General features: G+C 44.8%; 13 protein-coding genes. 7 read left to right on the top strand and 6 right to left on the bottom strand.

The features are described from left to right. Positions 1-145: 145 nt before the first annotated feature. Positions 146-1,858 (bottom strand): PucR family transcriptional regulator, encoded by a 1,713-nt coding sequence (locus L7D49_RS08650; protein ID WP_238080428.1) that lies wholly within the window; start codon positions 1,856-1,858, stop codon positions 146-148. Positions 1,859-2,014: 156 nt separating this feature from the next. Beyond that, the gene (locus L7D49_RS08645; RefSeq protein ID WP_238080427.1) at positions 2,015-2,752 is read right to left on the bottom strand and encodes an IclR family transcriptional regulator; all 738 of its coding nucleotides are present in this window, start codon (positions 2,750-2,752) and stop codon (positions 2,015-2,017) included. Positions 2,753-2,982: 230 nt separating this feature from the next. Here L7D49_RS08645 and L7D49_RS08640 point away from each other — a divergent pair, with 230 nt between their 5' ends. Together L7D49_RS08640 and L7D49_RS08635 are read left to right on the top strand one after the other, a co-directional pair. After that, the gene (locus L7D49_RS08640) at positions 2,983-4,347 is read left to right on the top strand and encodes an alanine/glycine:cation symporter family protein (protein WP_238080426.1); all 1,365 of its coding nucleotides are present in this window, start codon (positions 2,983-2,985) and stop codon (positions 4,345-4,347) included. 22 nt (positions 4,348-4,369) lie between these two features. Further along, the gene (locus L7D49_RS08635; protein ID WP_238080425.1) at positions 4,370-6,052 is read left to right on the top strand and encodes a M20/M25/M40 family metallo-hydrolase; all 1,683 of its coding nucleotides are present in this window, start codon (positions 4,370-4,372) and stop codon (positions 6,050-6,052) included. Positions 6,053-6,207: 155 nt separating this feature from the next. Here the strand turns inward: L7D49_RS08635 and L7D49_RS08630 are convergent, their stop codons facing one another. Then, positions 6,208-6,423 (bottom strand): hypothetical protein, encoded by a 216-nt coding sequence (locus L7D49_RS08630; RefSeq protein ID WP_238080424.1) that lies wholly within the window; start codon positions 6,421-6,423, stop codon positions 6,208-6,210. Positions 6,424-6,761: 338 nt separating this feature from the next. Between L7D49_RS08630 and L7D49_RS08625 the strand changes: the two genes are divergently transcribed. Both L7D49_RS08625 and L7D49_RS08620 read left to right on the top strand, forming a co-directional pair. Further along, positions 6,762-7,832: a tetratricopeptide repeat-containing glycosyltransferase family 2 protein gene (locus L7D49_RS08625; protein ID WP_238080423.1), complete on the top strand. Its 1,071-nt coding sequence runs from the start codon at positions 6,762-6,764 to the stop codon at positions 7,830-7,832. 85 nt (positions 7,833-7,917) lie between these two features. Further along, positions 7,918-8,556, top strand: coding sequence for a hypothetical protein (locus tag L7D49_RS08620; protein ID WP_238080422.1), 639 nt, complete (start codon positions 7,918-7,920; stop codon positions 8,554-8,556). Between the two features lie 94 nt (positions 8,557-8,650). Here L7D49_RS08620 and L7D49_RS08615 read toward each other — a convergent pair whose 3' ends face one another. Continuing rightward, complete coding sequence (locus L7D49_RS08615) at positions 8,651-8,950, bottom strand: hypothetical protein (protein WP_238080421.1); 300 nt, start codon at positions 8,948-8,950, stop codon at positions 8,651-8,653. A 506-nt stretch (positions 8,951-9,456) separates the two neighbouring features. Between L7D49_RS08615 and L7D49_RS08610 the strand changes: the two genes are divergently transcribed. After that, a complete protein-coding gene (locus tag L7D49_RS08610; RefSeq protein WP_238080420.1) occupies positions 9,457-11,139 on the top strand; it encodes a methyl-accepting chemotaxis protein in 1,683 nt (560 codons plus the stop codon). 48 nt (positions 11,140-11,187) lie between these two features. Here the strand turns inward: L7D49_RS08610 and L7D49_RS08605 are convergent, their stop codons facing one another. Continuing rightward, a complete protein-coding gene (locus tag L7D49_RS08605) occupies positions 11,188-11,502 on the bottom strand; it encodes a hypothetical protein (protein WP_238080419.1) in 315 nt (104 codons plus the stop codon). Positions 11,503-12,112: 610 nt separating this feature from the next. Here L7D49_RS08605 and L7D49_RS08600 point away from each other — a divergent pair. Both L7D49_RS08600 and L7D49_RS08595 read left to right on the top strand, forming a co-directional pair. Continuing rightward, the gene (locus L7D49_RS08600) at positions 12,113-13,276 is read left to right on the top strand and encodes a hypothetical protein (protein WP_238080418.1); all 1,164 of its coding nucleotides are present in this window, start codon (positions 12,113-12,115) and stop codon (positions 13,274-13,276) included. 13 nt (positions 13,277-13,289) lie between these two features. Continuing rightward, on the top strand, positions 13,290-14,531 hold the full coding sequence (locus L7D49_RS08595) for a metal-dependent hydrolase family protein (RefSeq protein ID WP_238080417.1): 1,242 nt from the start codon (positions 13,290-13,292) through the stop codon (positions 14,529-14,531). Between the two features lie 55 nt (positions 14,532-14,586). On the opposite strand, the gene L7D49_RS08590 is transcribed toward L7D49_RS08595, so the two are convergent. Then, positions 14,587-16,401, bottom strand: coding sequence for an ABC transporter substrate-binding protein (locus tag L7D49_RS08590; RefSeq protein ID WP_238080416.1), 1,815 nt, complete (start codon positions 16,399-16,401; stop codon positions 14,587-14,589). Between the last annotated feature and the right edge of the window lie 7 nt (positions 16,402-16,408).

Here is a 16,408-nt window from a genome sequence, read left to right as displayed (position 1 = left end):
TGAACTTCCACTCCCTTTTTTCATACACTTTTTTTAATTCATCACCCGATAATTTGAGAACGACAAAAAAGGAGCCGAAATCGACTCCTTTTCACAATTATTTTACGGATACGTCTCACTGTACAAGACTAATTCCATTTTCGAATTAATGGTAACCATCCGCTGCCGGCTTATTTCTTTCCAATATGGAATCCAGATGCTCCTCCATGTTCTGAACGCCTGTTTTCCACACTCGAATGCTTAGTTCAAGAAGAAAGGAATGGTCGGGATCTGCAATGGAACGGCCTGTCAACGTTTCAATTTTTCGCAGTCGATACAATAGAGATTGGCGGTGCAAGTTTAATTTCCGAGCTGTCTGGCTGACATTTCCGCAGTTATTGCGATAGACCGAAAACGTATGAATCAGATCCATCCCTTTTTGGTCGTCATATTCAACCAGCGGCGCGACGATGGAAGAGGTGATTTGCTGGACATCCTTCGTAATAGCCAAATTCAGCAGCAATCGGTTCATTTGTGTTTCGTCAAAATACGTCCTCTTTCCAATCCCCATTTGGTTTCTTCCCATATCGAGCGCTGCTTTCGCTTTCGTAAAGCTGTTGGCAAATTCCCAAACACCATCCTTTTGCCGGCCGATCCCCCACGAAAATACAACTTCCGGCAACAGGTGGCTAAACCGCCTTTCCACTAGATCCAAGAATTGATTGGCCGTATCAGCAGCAGTTCCATTTGAAGTTTCCAAGTAAATAATAATTTCAGCATTTTTATATGCATACAACAATCGCCGATGCACATTTTCCGCAGCATACAACATGCCATCCTTGATGAATGTATGGATCCTCTCCAATGCCGGCTTTTCATAAGAAGGATTTTCTAGATGGAGCCGCTCCAGATTTTCCGGGCGACCGACAATACAGTCATAAGGGAGCGACAAATCATAACGGAAAAACTCGGCATGTGCGTCAATATGATCTGCTGACATTTGATGTCCCATCGCAAGACTTAACAGAAATTCATTTTGCATCCGGCTTTCGGCTTCCATGACGGCATTATCTCTTGAAAACCATAAGGCCGCAGCCGCCACTCCTTGCTCAGCAATGGCCAGCTCCTGTAAGCTCAGTTCCCGGTCCGCCTCACATAGCAAATAATAATCCCCTTTATACACACCATTTGATTTGATTGTGAAATGAATTAATTGACCTTCTTCATCATCCACTTTACGCGCTCTGGCATGCATAGGATGATGGGAATCTCTAATTTCGATGCTTTTATCCGTTTCACCATCCTTCAGGCTTTCTATCCGATCTGTATTCGCACTGCCCGCCGCGCACCTTCCCTTCTCGTCAAAAATTAAAACAGCCACTTCCAGTTCCCCTTCGATCAACTCCGCAAGCTGGCCAATCGATTTTCCTTCTAAAATCATTTGAATCAGCTGCTGTTGCACATCTTTTGGCCGGTCTGCCTGGCCTTGCCGCAAATCGATTAAACAACTCATGATTTCATGAACAATATCTGCAAACCGGATCTCCCATGGAATTTCCATGATGATAAATCCTCTTTCCTCTGCATATTGAATAATCTCTGCAGGGATGGAAAATACATGCCGGCCTGTTGCAATTGCCAAAACGGATGCTCCCGAATTATAAACATCCTCAACAAACTTCAATAGTTTTAATGGATCTCCATAGCATCCGATCCCTGTACTTAAAACAAATTCATTATCTCTGACAAAATTCTCAACCGGATTTTCAATGACTGACACCCATTCGACAATGCGTTCGCTGACCCGATCTTTCGCTGTCACTATGGAAGCCCCTTCTAGAAGCGGCAGGTTTACGATATCTTCCACTGCTATTCCCACATGTGTCTCCCCCTTTCATTACAGTCTCGAGTAACGGTAAATTTTACTATCCATTGTAACATATTTCGATATTATCTGATTATAGCAGCTGGACTAACTCAAAAAATAAAACGCATGGAATTTATGCAATTCCTGCGTTTTCAACTCGTCGTCTATTTAATTGCTTTGCCCCATCGCGGAAGAAATCTCTTCAGCCGCTTCCGTCACTTTTTCAATAAAAAGATCCAGCTGATCTTCCGTTGTTTGCATTTCAAGCGCCTCGATGCTGATAGCCCCAAGTACCCTACCTTCGAAATCAAAGACCGGTGCCCCGACGGCTAAGGTCCCTTTTGTCTTTTCGCCTCTGCTAATAGCAAAGCCTTTCCGTTTGATGGACCGCAATTGTTGCTGGAACTCAATCCGCACATCCTCTTCTGTAATCAGCCGTTTGAGCAGCGCTTCCGTTGTTTGGGGCGGCGCATATGCCAGCATCGTTTTGTTCGCTGCCCCGATATGCATCGGAATGCGTTCACCGATGCTATCGATAATCCGGACATTTCGCGGACTATCGATTCGATCGACGATGATCGACACCTCATCATTCGGCGCGTTCAAGTAGACCGTCTCCTCCACAGCTTTCGCCAATTTCTCGAGAATTGGACGAGCAACGTGCCGGATATCCAGCTTTTCGTATTTTTTCAAGCCGAGTTCTACCCATTTATAGCCAAGTTCATATTGTTTCGTATGTTCAATTTGAGAAACGAGGTCATGCATTTCCAGGGATTGCAGCAACCGATATACCGTACTGATCGGCAGTCCCGTCTTTTCCGCCAATTCGGCGACGAGCCATTTGTCTTTATTTGATTCTGACATGGCTCCTATGATGAGCATTGCCCGGTCTATCGATTGGATCATCTCTGCTTCGCCTCCCGTCTTCCCCATATTGTATCAAAACCGACCTGCCCTCGCATCTTTAATTTTCTGACCCTTCCCAATATAAAAGAAAAAGAGATTGACAATCACCTAAAAACAGAACTAAAATAGTATTAACATTTCACGATGCGGAATTAATTCCACAATGCGGAATACTTACGCACAACGTGAAAGCGCTTTCTAAAGAGAGATAAATAGAGAGGTTGGGAGAAATGGAAGGGTTTACAAAGTTCATTGCGGATATTTCAAATTTCATATGGGGCATTCCCATCATCGCCATTCTGATCGGCGGCGGGATCATTCTAACGGTGCGTCTTGGATTTTTCCAGTTTCGCTATTTCCCACATATTATGAAACAAACCTTTGGCAAGATTTTTTCGAAGAGCGAAGGGAACGGCACATTGACGCCATTTCAGGCGACGACAAGCGCACTCGCTTCCACGATGGGCGCAGCAAACATCGTCGGCGTTCCGGTAGCCATCGCACTAGGTGGACCCGGTGCGATCTTCTGGATGTGGCTTGTTGCTTTAATTGGGATTGGAACCAAATACTCAGAAGTTGTACTCGGCATGCATTATCGGGAGAAAAACGAAGCCGGCGAATATGTCGGCGGACCAATGTATTACATCCGGAAAGGGCTTGGCTGGAAAAAGGTCGCTTCTTTTCTGGCCTTTGCGCTCATGATTGAAATTGTTGCAAGTACGATGGTGCAGTCTAATTCCATCGCGACAACAATGAAAGGTTCATTCGGGTTGCCACCCATCGTTACTGGCATTCTAGTTGCCCTACTCGTGATCTTAGTTACCTACGGTGGAATCAAAACGATCGGGAAAGTATCGGAGAAGTTGATTCCATTTATGGTTGTCATCTATCTAGTGGCGGCGTTAATTGTTATCTTTGCGAATGTGAAGGAACTCCCTGCAGCCTTCGGATTAATTTTCGAGCATGCATTTAAGCCAATGTCAGCAGCAGGCGGTTTTGCAGGAGCGGGTGTGGCGGCAGCGATTCGCTGGGGACTTGCTCGTGGACTTTATTCCAATGAAGCCGGTATGGGAACAGCACCGATCGCCCATTCTGCAGCCATTACGAATCATCCGGCGAAACAAGGTTTTTGGGGCGTCTTTGAGGTAATCGTCGATACGCTCATCGTTTGTACGATAACGGCACTCGTCGTCCTGACTTCAGGCGTATGGAAAACGATATCACCAGATCAGGCTTCATCGATGGTCACAGAAGCATTTGTGCCAGTATTCGGCGCATCCTTTGCTGGAACGATCGTCTCGGCTACACTTTTCTTATTTGTTATCACAACGGTTGTCGTCATCATTTTCTATGGTGAGAAACAAGCTGAATTCCTTTTCGGGACAGGATTTTCAAAAGTCATGCGCTTCATTTACATCGGGGCCATTCTCGTCGGGGCTGTAGGCGGACTCCAGTTCATCTGGCAGTTCCTTGATTTATTGCTCGCCTTTGTCGTCATTCCGAACGTCATCGCCGTCTTGTTCTTAAGCGGAAAAGTAAAAGAAATCACAAAGGACTATTTTACAAATCTCTATCCGATCGAACGGAAAAAATAACTCAATTAAGGAGGCACGAGATATGTACAATCAACTACGATCATTAGAAGTATCACAACAGGTCGAGATGTTGACTCGTCATTTGGTAAGCATCAACAGCATCAACGGAACACTTGGTGAGGTGGAAATTGTCCAGGAAATCTACCGGATTCTCCGGTCATTCCCTTATTTCGAACAGCATCCCGACCATCTCTGGCTCCAAACAATTGAAGGAGATCCAATCGGCCGTCAAAATGTCTTCGCTTTCGTGCAAGGCGGAAAACAATCAAACCAAACAGTCCTTTACCATTCGCATATTGATACCGTCGCAGTCGAAGATTTCGGTCCGCTGAAGCAAGATGCCTTCTCTACGGATGCGATGGAAGTGTTCTTCCGCGGCTATGATAGCGACCCGGTATTGCAGGAAGAGGCATTATCGGGTGACTGGATGTTCGGACGCGGTTCTGTTGACATGAAGAGCGGCGCTGCTGTCCATATCGCCAACATTCTTTATTTCTCGGAACATCCCGAAGAATTGACAGGCAATGTTCTCCTGCTTTGCAACGGCGACGAAGAAAGCGAACACCGCGGAATTGTCGGTGCCCTTTCCGAATTAAACCGCCTGCAAGCAGATCAAGGACTTTCATTTGTGATGGCTATCAATACCGATTTCATCACGCCATTGTACGACGGCGACACGCACCGATATATTTACACAGGAGCTGCGGGCAAAATTCTGCCTTGCTTCCATATATACGGCAAGGAAGTCCATGTCGGAGATACACTCTCGGGCATCGATCCGAACTTTATCGCCGCCAAATTAACAGAACGGATTCACAATCGATACGCGCTAGCGGAAAAGATTCCTGGCGAGCTCGTGCTGCCGCCGACTTGCCTGCAGCAACGCGACACAAAGGAATTGTATACCGTCCAAACGGCCATCAGCAGCCATCTCTACTTCAACTATTTTGTCTACGAGGATACACCCGAGCAAATTCTCGGTAAGTTGCTTGATGAAGCAAAAGAGGCTTGCGAGGAGACGGAACAGTACCTGCAGCAACAGTTCGAAGAGTATATTGATTTCACTGGCTTGCCGACACGCGATTTGTCTTGGCATATCGATGTGACAACATATGATGACTATCTGCAGTATTTAATTCAGCGCGGCGTCGATGTAAAATCGATCATTAACGAAGCGCTCGCAAATCAAACCGGCGACTTGCGGGATACGAGCTTCTCCATCGTCAGTGCCTTGCAGGCAGCCGATCCTGAAAAGAGACCGCGCGTCATCTTATTCTTCGCGCCTCCGTTCCTGCCTCATAACTATTTGAAGGCAGACGTCGCACGAGATGAAAAAATCCAGTCGTCCATCGCGAACGTGCTGAAAGAAATGAGCGAGCTGACAGGCGAACGTTTCGAACTGAAGAAATTCTTCCCATACTTGGCGGACGGCAGCTTCCTGTCCATCCACGAAACAGAAGAACAGCTAGAGCCGCTAGTCCACAACTTGCCGGAATGGAACCACATCTACTCGATTCCATTCGACACCATCCAGAAACTAAACATCCCTTCTGTCAATATGGGCGTCTACGGCAAAGACGGACACAAATGGACAGAGCGTGTTTACAAACCATACTCATTCGGTGTGCTGCCTATGTTGATTCGCAAAACAACAGTGCACATGCTGGAAGAAGCATCTGAAGATCAGCCGCTGGAATTGGTGTAATGAAGTACGTAATCCCCTTTCGAAGGCGAAAGGGGATTTTTGATGTTTCCAGTCTACTTGAGATGCGGATATGCAACGGGGGAATGGCAGGTTATTGGATGGAATGGACAATATATCGAAGGGGACGTCAGTATATCGAGGGGGACGCCAATATATTATGTTGCGCGCCAGATAAACAAAATGAACGCCAGATTAACGAAACGAACCCCAGATAAACAAAACGAACGCCAGATAAACAAAATGAACGCCAGATAAACAAAATGAACGCCAGATAAACAAAATGAACGCCAGATAAACAAAACGAACGCCAGATAAACAAAACGAACGCCAGATAAACGTAACGAACGCCAGATAAACAAAACGAACGCCATTAACTCCAACTGAACGCCAATAACTCAAAACGAACGCCATTAACTTCGACTGAACGCCAATAACTCAAAACGAACGCCATTAACTCCGGATGAACGCTAATAAGTCAAAACGAACGCCATTAACTCGAGCTGAACGCCAATTAATGAAAACGAACGCCAGTAAGTCGAAGCAAAACACGAGCTATCAACCTTCCCATGCCATATCCAACCGCCCTGCGCCAAATAATCCCCAGCCAACTACCCAAAATTGACTGTTTAAATCTCCACCCTTCGCCCAACAATAAGTGACATGAGTCCGTATACTATGTACGACTGCCAAGGAAGAGGGTGGTAATTAGATGAGTGGTTCTAGCGAGATCAGCCTCTGCATGATTGTTCGAGATGAAGAAGCGGTGCTCGGAAGATGTTTGCAGTCGGTCTATGACCTTGTGGATGAAATAATCATTGTAGACACGGGTTCGGTGGATCGCACCAAGCAGATTGCGAAGGAATTTACGGAGTGCCTGTTTGATTTCGAGTGGAATGATGATTTTGCGGCGGCTCGAAATTATTCTTTTGCACATGCGACGAAAGAGTACATATTGTGGCTGGATGCGGATGATGTGCTGCTGGAGCCGGATCGTCAGGCATTTCAGGAGTTAAAAGCAAAATTGGACGGTACCATTGATCGCGTGACGATGCCCTACCACCTGACAACGGGCCCGAATGGCCAGGTTTCGTACAGCTTGCGGCGCAACCGGATTATCAGGAGGGCGGCCGGATTTCGCTGGTTCGGCAGAGTGCATGAATATATGGAGGTTTCCGGAACTTCCTATGACAGTGACGTGGCGATTACGCACAAAAATGAGAAGCCCCCGTCCTCCCGAAATTTGAATATCTATTTAGGCATGCAGGAAAGACAAGAAGTTTTCACTCCCCGGGATACGTTATATTTTGCGAATGAATTGATGTACAACGGTCGCAAAGAGGAAGCCGTTGTCCAATTCGAGAAGTTTTTAAACTGTCGAAAAGGTTGGAAAGAAGATAAGATCATCGCCTGTCTGAGTATGGCAAATTGCTACAAGGGAATGGATGAGGATAAACGGCTGTCCGCTTTATTGAAGACATTCGAATACGACTTGCCTCGAGGGGAAGCCTGCAGTGAGATTGGCCAGTACTACATCGAACACGAAGATTATGACAAAGCCATCTATTGGCTGGAATTAATCCTCTCGCTGCAACAGCCGAAAACAATGGGCATTATTAATCAAGCCTCCTGGACATGGATGCCCCTGATTCAACTGACGTACTGCTATGACAAACTGGGACAAATCGACAAAGCGTATGAAGCACACAGACAGGCGAAGAACCTGGTTCCTGATCACCCATGTGTTCTTTTCAACGAGGCGTATTTTCTGTCACGCTATTAATCCGATGGCTGATCGTTGCCGCTGCTTTTTGATTACTGCCATGCATCACGGTATACTTAGAAAAAGTGAAAAAGGAGTGGCCTTTATGAAGAAATTTACGTTCCTTTTATTGTTGCCGCTACTGCTGATGGCTTGTACAAAAGAGACACCGCCAGATTCAACTGAGGTTCCGTCCAGCTCTGAACAGAATGACACGATTCAGTCGGAGAACACCACCAACATGAAAGACTATTTCTTGCAGGACGGTTCAATCGCTCACTTTCTGGGCGATGGGAATGAGTATGCAACCTACACATTACGCACGGAATGGCTGGATGATCATCATGTGAATGTATATGAAGATAATGGCGGCATGGAGATGCTCCGCTCGTACCGCCTGGGCGATAATCAAATCACCCTTCTTCAGCAGGAGCCGTCCGATGCCGAAGGGGTTGCCACCACATTAGAGACAATTCGAGACATGCAACCTATTGGGACGTATTTGCAATTTCCATTAGAGAAAGGCGATACGTTTGATAAATGGACAGTGACGGCCACCGATGCCGAGCTGGACACACCTCTGCAGTCATTCCAGGATGTCGTCATTATTGAACATACTTATGAAGATGGGGCTGTTTCCCGCGTTTATTTTGCAGAAGGCTTCGGGGAAATCAAACGCGAATATAGCCATAAAACGGATGACAATGAATTTAAAGTGACCTCCGTCATTGAGAGTATTGAATAACGTGGAAATTTCAAGCAAACAAAAGAACGAACTTGACTGGCTACAATGGATAGAAAACCTCTTTCCCTTATATTGCCCATCAAGTTCGTTCTTTTCAATTTCCGTCAACCCCCGCAAGAGAAGTCAAATCGGTTTCTCCCAAATGCTTCTTCACAATTTCCTTCCCCTTCTCCACTTGCTCCTCTGTGAATCCGTTATGGCTCAATTCTGCTTGCCAGTTTGCCAAGTACATCCCCATGTCCAATTGCTCGTCCTGTACTGCCGCAGTCGCTTTTTCAGGGAAATCAAAACCAGCTTTTGCCCAGTCATCTAACAGATGGGCGCTGATTATAATTAACATTGAACAGGCGACAGCAACGCTTGAAAAAAACAATGCAATTCCTTTACCGCGCATTCCCTTTCCCCCAGTCTATTTCTTTCCTTTACTTTACAGTAACTTCCGTGCTGATTAAATCAAAAAATTGTGATAAATAACGAGGTATACATAGTTATTTCGGAAAAAAATTCCCCAACTCTATTTCCTTCGACAGATTTATTTGTCTAATGTTCAGGATGCATGATGAAAATTTCTTTTTTCGCACGGCATGCGGTAGCTTTTGAGGTATCCCCTGTTTATTCGAGAGTAATAAAAGAAAACGTAGAACGAAGTATTTACCGAATCATTTCTATTTTTATCAAATCTACTTCCAGCAATTAACCTTCGCTAAGATCCTGTTTTGAAACCCATTCCTTAACAATACTAATAGTAAGTTCCTATCATGATCATTAAAAACTGCTCAACATCAAAAGAACTAACATTTAAACTTTACATAGGTCTTTTGAAATGCTATATTGCATTAGGAGTTTACTAGATTTATTCATTTTACTAGAATTCATTATCCAGAAAGAAGGAAGAATTGTATGAAGTTCAAACACATTGCAACAAAAATACTCTTCGGCTTCGGGATTGTTATCGTGCTGCTGATCGCATACGGCGGCTTTAACTTCGTAGACAACATGCAGGCGAATCGCCATGTCGACGAAATCATTAACGAACATGCGAAGCTCTTGATTGCCAATGAAAAGCTGTCAGAATCGATGTCGGGCCGTATTTCATCAGCACAAGGCTATATGTTGACAGGTGACCCGATGTATAAGGAATTATTCGAGAAATATTCAGCCACCGGGAAAGAGAGTGAGGCAATTGTCCGCTCAATTAGCGACTCAGAGGAGTTCGATCAATTAATTAAAAAGACTGTCGCTTGGCGTGAATATATTACAAAAAATGTATTTGAAGAATACGACAAAGGAAATAAAGACGCAGCCTACAAGAATCTACTAGCTGTGAACAAGGATATTTCTGATATTAAAAATGGCTATGATTCGCTGGCAGATAATAGTGAAGCGAATATGCAGAAAGTAGGAATGAACATCATTGATTCCGGGAACCGTTCTAGCTTAATCGGCGTAATCGGCTCCGTACTCATAATCCTCCTCTCCATCGCAGTCGCCTTCATCACCGCACGCAGCATCTCCAAGCCGGTCATTGCCGTGGCAGAACGGATGCGCGTCATTGCAGATGGCGATATCGGACAAGAACCGCTTCACACGATGGCGAAGGATGAAGTCGGCCAGCTTGTAGATGCGATGAATGACATGAACAGCAAAGTCCACAACATCATTAAACAAATTAACGAAGTGGCGAATACGGTTGCTTCGCACAGTGAAGAATTGACACAATCTGCAAACGAAGTAAAAGCCGGATCTTCCCAAATTGCTCTGACTATGCAGGAATTAGCGGTCGGATCTGAGACACAGGCTAACAATGCGAGCGATCTTGCCGTCATGATGGAACTGTTTTCAGGCAAAGTACAAGAGGCAGAAAGCAATGGAGAAACGGTACAAACCCACTCGGATGCCGTGCGGACGATGACGGCAGAAGGACAGGAAATGATGGATTCTTCGAATGAACAAATGGAGAATATAAACGGTATTGTACGTCAATCCGTGCAGCAAGTGGAAGGTTTGGCAGTCCGGACGGGAGAAATTTCGAAATTGGTTACCGTCATTCATGATATTGCCGAGCAGACGAATTTACTTGCACTTAATGCAGCGATTGAGGCGGCACGTGCTGGAGAACAAGGCCGTGGGTTCGCAGTCGTCGCAGATGAAGTACGAAAATTGGCCGAACAAGTCGCCCTTTCTGTCTCTGACATTTCAGGAATTGTCAGCAGCATTCAACAGGAAACGAAAGTCGTTACAGCAGCACTGGCGGACGGATATAGAGAAGTGGAAACGGGATCTGAGCAGATCAAATTGACCGGCATCACATTCGGTAAAATTAGTGAAGCGGTTTCCCAAATGAGTGATAATATTATGACCGTTAGCTCGAATTTAAACGACATAGTGGAAAGCACAGGGAAAATCAATATGAAAATCGATGAAATCGCGTCGGTTTCTGAGGAAGCGGCTGCAGGAGTCGAAGAAACTTCCGCATCAGTTCAGCAAACAGCAAGCTCGATGGAAGAAGTGGCATCCAGTTCAGATCAATTGGCTCGTATGTCCGAGGAATTGAATAGCCTCGTGAGACAGTTCAAGCTCTAATATTGAAAGCGGAGATCCCAAGAGGATTCTCCGCTTTTTCAATAGAAACTATGTGGGCGCGACTTCTGTATTCCTTTTAAGAATCATAATACTCAACCCTTGTGCGATGAATAAAAGTAATATCAGAATCACCATGTATTCCCGGTACACGTCAAACGTGACCGCCTTGATAATCCGATGGTAGCCTTCAATCAACAGCCATCCAATCGGAAAAACAGGGATGGAATACTTGTAGGAAGCATGGAGAATCCTTTTTCCCCTTTCACTTTTGGATTCATTTCCCCGAGTAAACATTAGTGTTGTGTACGAAAAAAATAAAAAGAACGGAATAATACACATACCAAAAACACTTAACCAACTCATCTTGCGTCCCCCCATTACCCGTGTTTATAGACATCCATTTCACTCTACCATATTTTAGAAATGAAAAAAAAGATAATTCCGTTTACTTTTAGAAAGCTTCGATACCCTGCTCTTGGTGAGCTATAGGATGTTACTTTATAGGCAGTTCGCTACACTTACAATGATATTTACGAGGAGTGAAAATTATTCGTCAAGCTGCTAACTTCTATCTACTCCAACACTATAAATCATCCGAAATCAATTCCATCGTAACTTCTTTACAAATCCTCTTCTCTTCAGTTTATTATTTTCTTATATTATTTTTCCATATTAAAGGAAAGTGCTTTTCTTTATTTACAAGAAACATAAAAACTATATTCCTTTGAAAAGATAATCCCTTAAAAGGCATCCAAACCATTATCCTTATGCCTTTGTCGCATACTAATCTTTTCATAAAATTTAAAAATCTCTTCTATATAGATTGCGATATATTGTATGCGTTTTCATTATAGGAAAATTATTAAATTGCCTAAAAACTATTTACAAATCATTTTTCACAGTGATATATTGTATATCATATTACTAAGTGAGCGCCATTCGCTCTTACTTTATCGGAAGAAGGTAGACATCTATGTTATCAAACCCAGTTATCGCCACAACTCTCATTTTTGCTTTAATTGCGCTAGGCGAATGGCTTTCAATTGTATCCAGAGCCCGAATTCCTATGCTGTTGACTGCAATGGTAGGGTTTCTCCTTCTGACATGGTTCGGTATTTTCCCGAAGGACTTGTTGGATAAAGCACAATTCCCTGCGCTCGGCGCCCTCTTAATCGGGCCAGCGATTTTGCATATGGGGACAATGATTCCCTTTTCACTGTTGAAAAGCCAAATTAAAGCCGTCATGATCTCACTTGGCGGAGTTATCTTTTCCGGCATTCTAATTTTAATTATCATCCCATTGATCTTTGATTATCCTACTGCGGTAGCAGGGATTGGCCCGATCAGCGGTGGAATTATCGCGTTGTTGATTACGACTGACAAGTTGACAGAGATTGGTTTATCGAGCCTCGTCATCATTCCCGCATTGATCGTCGCTTTCCAAGGCGTGCTCGGCATGCCGCTCGCTGCAACATTCATGCGCAAGTACGCGAAAGTTATTCAAACCGAAATGGACAATGGTACGTATCGTCCGATGGTTACTGAACCGGTGGAACAAACGGAACAGAAGAAAAAGGCAAGCCCTCTTGCAACAAGCGCAACATTAAAATTGTTCTTCATCTTTGTCGGCGCATCCATCGGTGTTGCACTAGGTTCGGTTACTCCCATCCACTACAGCCTATGGTGCCTTGCGATTGGTGTTATTGGTTTGAAACTTGGCCTCTTTGAAGCAAAATCATTGGAGAAGGCAAATTCCTTTACGATTACGATGATTGCGATCATCTTTGTCGTAATCGGAACAATGGCCGGCGTAACACCGAAGGACGTTTTGCACAACTTACCGAGCGTCGTTCTAATTTTGTTAATTGGTACATTCGGTATCGCTCTAGGCGGATTCCTCATGTCCAAGCTCGTCGGGTGGAACCCTTACAAAGGCATGCCGGTTGCACTGACTGCTCTATTCGGGTTCCCGGGAGATTACATCCTATGTGAAGAAGTAAGCCGAAGCATTGCGAGAGATGAGAAAGAAGAGAAGGCGATTTTCAATGAATTGCTTGCCCCGATGCTAATTGGCGGCTTCACGACGGTAACAGTCGCTTCCGTCATCATCGCCGGCATTTTAGTGAAAACATTATAATGGAGGGATTTACATGGTTAAAAAAATTGTAAAGAATGGTCTTATTATAGATGGAACAGGCAGCGAGCCGAAGGAAGGGCAAATTGTCGTTATTGAAGACAATCGAATTGAGTTTATTGGAAAGGAAGAAGACTTTCAGGCGAATGGCGACGAAACCGTGATTGATGCCCAAGGCGGCACGATTCTTCCGGGATTCATCGACACGCATGTCCATATGATGCTCGAATTCTCACCGATCGCCGATCGGCTTGCAACGCCGTTCTCGTTCATGTATTACCAAGCGGCGGAATACTTGAAAACGACACTCCATGCCGGAATCACATCCGTCCGGGATGCTCTAGGAACTGATTTAGGTGTAAAAAAGGCAGTGGACGAAGGATTGATTCCGGGACCACGCCTTCAATTGAGCATCAACGCGCTTACCATTACAGGCGGGCACGGCGATGGCTACACTGTTTCCGGGAACGTCGTCGACCTGCTGCCATCCGACTATCCAGGCATGCCAAGCGGCGTTTGCGATGGTGTTGAAGAAGTGCGCAAGAAGACGCGTGAAATGCTGAGGGCTGGCGCTGAAGTAATCAAAGTGCATGCAACAGGCGGCGTACTAAGTGCGACGGATCATCCTGAGTTCACTCAGTTCTCTCTTGAGGAATTAAAAGTCATCGTCGAAGAAGGCAAATTCCGCAAAGGCGTAAAGGTGATGGCGCATGCTCAAGGCGCAGAGGGAATTAAGAACGCAGTACGCGCTGGCATCCATTCTATCGAGCATGGTATTTTCATCGACGACGAAGCGATCGAACTGATGCTGGAAAACGGCACATATCTCGTCCCTACCCTTCTAGCTCCGGTAGCGGTATTGGAAACGGCTGAAAAAACAGGCATGCCGGAAACAGCTGTCCAAAAATCAAAAGAAGTTATCGATATCCATGTCGCGAGCTTCAAAAAGGCATATGAGGCTGGAGTCAAAATCGCAATGGGTACAGACGCTGGAGTCTTTAAGCACGGCACGAACTTGCGTGAACTCGGCTTAATGGCGGATGCTGGCATGACGCCAATGGAAACAATCGTCGCTTCCACGAAAACGGCAGCGGAATGTCTTGGATGGGAAGATCGCCTCGGTACTTTGGAAGCCGGCAAACTGGCTGACTTGATCATTGTCAAAGGCAATCCACTTGAGGATATTCATTCGCTAGCAGACAACGATACGATCCAGGTTGTCGTGAAAGATGGCAAAGTGGAGAAGGATATACGATAATCCCCATAAAATACAGCCCCCATTGTGAAACTTACAATGGGGGCTGTCTCTCTTGTTATTCTGATTGATAACTTGTAAGTAATTCTTTTACTTTCGCTGCATCTGCCGTTAATTCATTTCCTGTATCAACTAACGGACTAACAGTCGAATACGCTTTTTTCTTATTCCCTTGATAAAAATTCAAGAATTCCTCTTGATTGATAGAATAGAGAACCGCCTTCCGCAAGTTTTCACTCTTTGCAACAGCCCGGTCAGAGTTATTGTTAAATAACAGATAAGCGACCGCATTGCTGTCATTCTTTTGCAAGACTAATTTATCGTCATTCTCTACTAGATTATACTTTGTTTCCGGTATCCCGTTGAAAAGATGAATCTCGCCATTACGTAACGCGGATAATGCACTGTCCGGATCTTCAATGAAACGGACTGTCACCCGTTCAATTTTCGGCTCAAATTCACTTCCAGTACGATACGCTGGATTTTTTGCAAATTCAGCTTGGTAGTCGTTTTTCGTAACGAGAATGTAAGGACCGCTTGCGTACAGATGGTTGTTGTACGTGTTCCCTTCTGTTACGGTCCGTTGATCGCCATACGCGATATCTTTATCTGGATCGAATGAAGCTACATCATATGTGTTGATGCTTTCCACTTGTTTTTTCGAAACGATGCCGGCAGACTGATGAGCCAAATAGTTCAGCACTTGCGGGAACGGCTCTTTTGTCGTCACTTTGATAACTTGGTATTTACCCGAGCTGTTATCCGCTTTCGTTTTGTCTTCCACTAATTCTTCGATTTTCGTTTCAAGTCCTTGCTCCAATGCTTTGCGGATGGAACCTTCGCCCCCTGATTGCTTTGCATTGTTTAATGCAGATAAGTCGTTCACAATTTCAACCTTTTCCATGCTCTCATGCAAACTATAGGTCCGATGATCCGGAACAGAATCCTTGTCTTTGGCCCGGTTTAATGAAAATAATGCATCCTCTGCGCCAACACGCTCGCTCGTATCAACCACTTTTCCATCTTCCACTTTGGCAAAATTAATGTCGTCGCGGAGCAGGAAATAATACTCTGAATTTCCATCGGCAATTGCATAGTTATAAGAAAGAGATCCGTCGGAAACGACTTGATCATCGTCCGTTAAGTTTACAAGACGAACATATATATTCGTATTTAACGTATTAATGGAGCCGTCATTCCCCTTAATCGGATCGAGTGAAGTCAAGGATCCGATCGCTTGTTGTGTAACTAGCGGATCAGTTGTACGATTTGCGGCATCATTGAAGTCGATCGTCTCCCATGCAATCGCTCTCGATTTTGCCAAACGTACTGTATCCGGGTTCAATATGTTCTTATTGACTCCTTGTGCTTTATAGGAAATATAGAGCGGTGCGATGTATGCCTTCTCACCAACAATACGCTGCTCAAGCTCTTTATACGTCTTTTTATATTCATCAGGTGTTTCGGTGCTGGCCTTTTCAATTAACTTATCTACTTCATCATCTTGAATATTGCTATTGTCTCCATCCGATTTGAATAAGGAGCGGACCGCATAATCTGGATTTCCGGTCACTGTTGTCCAGCTGGAAAGGGCAATATCAAAATTTCCGGCATCCCGCTGCGCCTTAAAGCTTCCATAATCGGGCTGGATATTTAATTTGACATCAAAACCATTTTTGATCAGTTGGTCCCGCACAATATTCATGTCTTCTTCCCCGCTGCTTGTTCCCAGCAATTCAATCTGCACCTTATCGCTTGGGCCATTGCCTTTGCTGTCAGTCTCGGCTTCTTTTGAAACATCTGTCTTCGTCTTCACGCAGCCTGCTAATACAACGACAAGAGCGAGTGTCAGCGCCAATAATTTTTTACCCATGTTAATC

Source organism: Sporosarcina cyprini (assembly GCF_022048975.1).
Lineage (GTDB): Bacteria > Bacillota > Bacilli > Bacillales_A > Planococcaceae > Sporosarcina > Sporosarcina cyprini.
The sequence above is the reverse complement of the archived record's forward strand: the minus strand, read 5'-3'. Positions and strand labels throughout refer to the sequence as shown.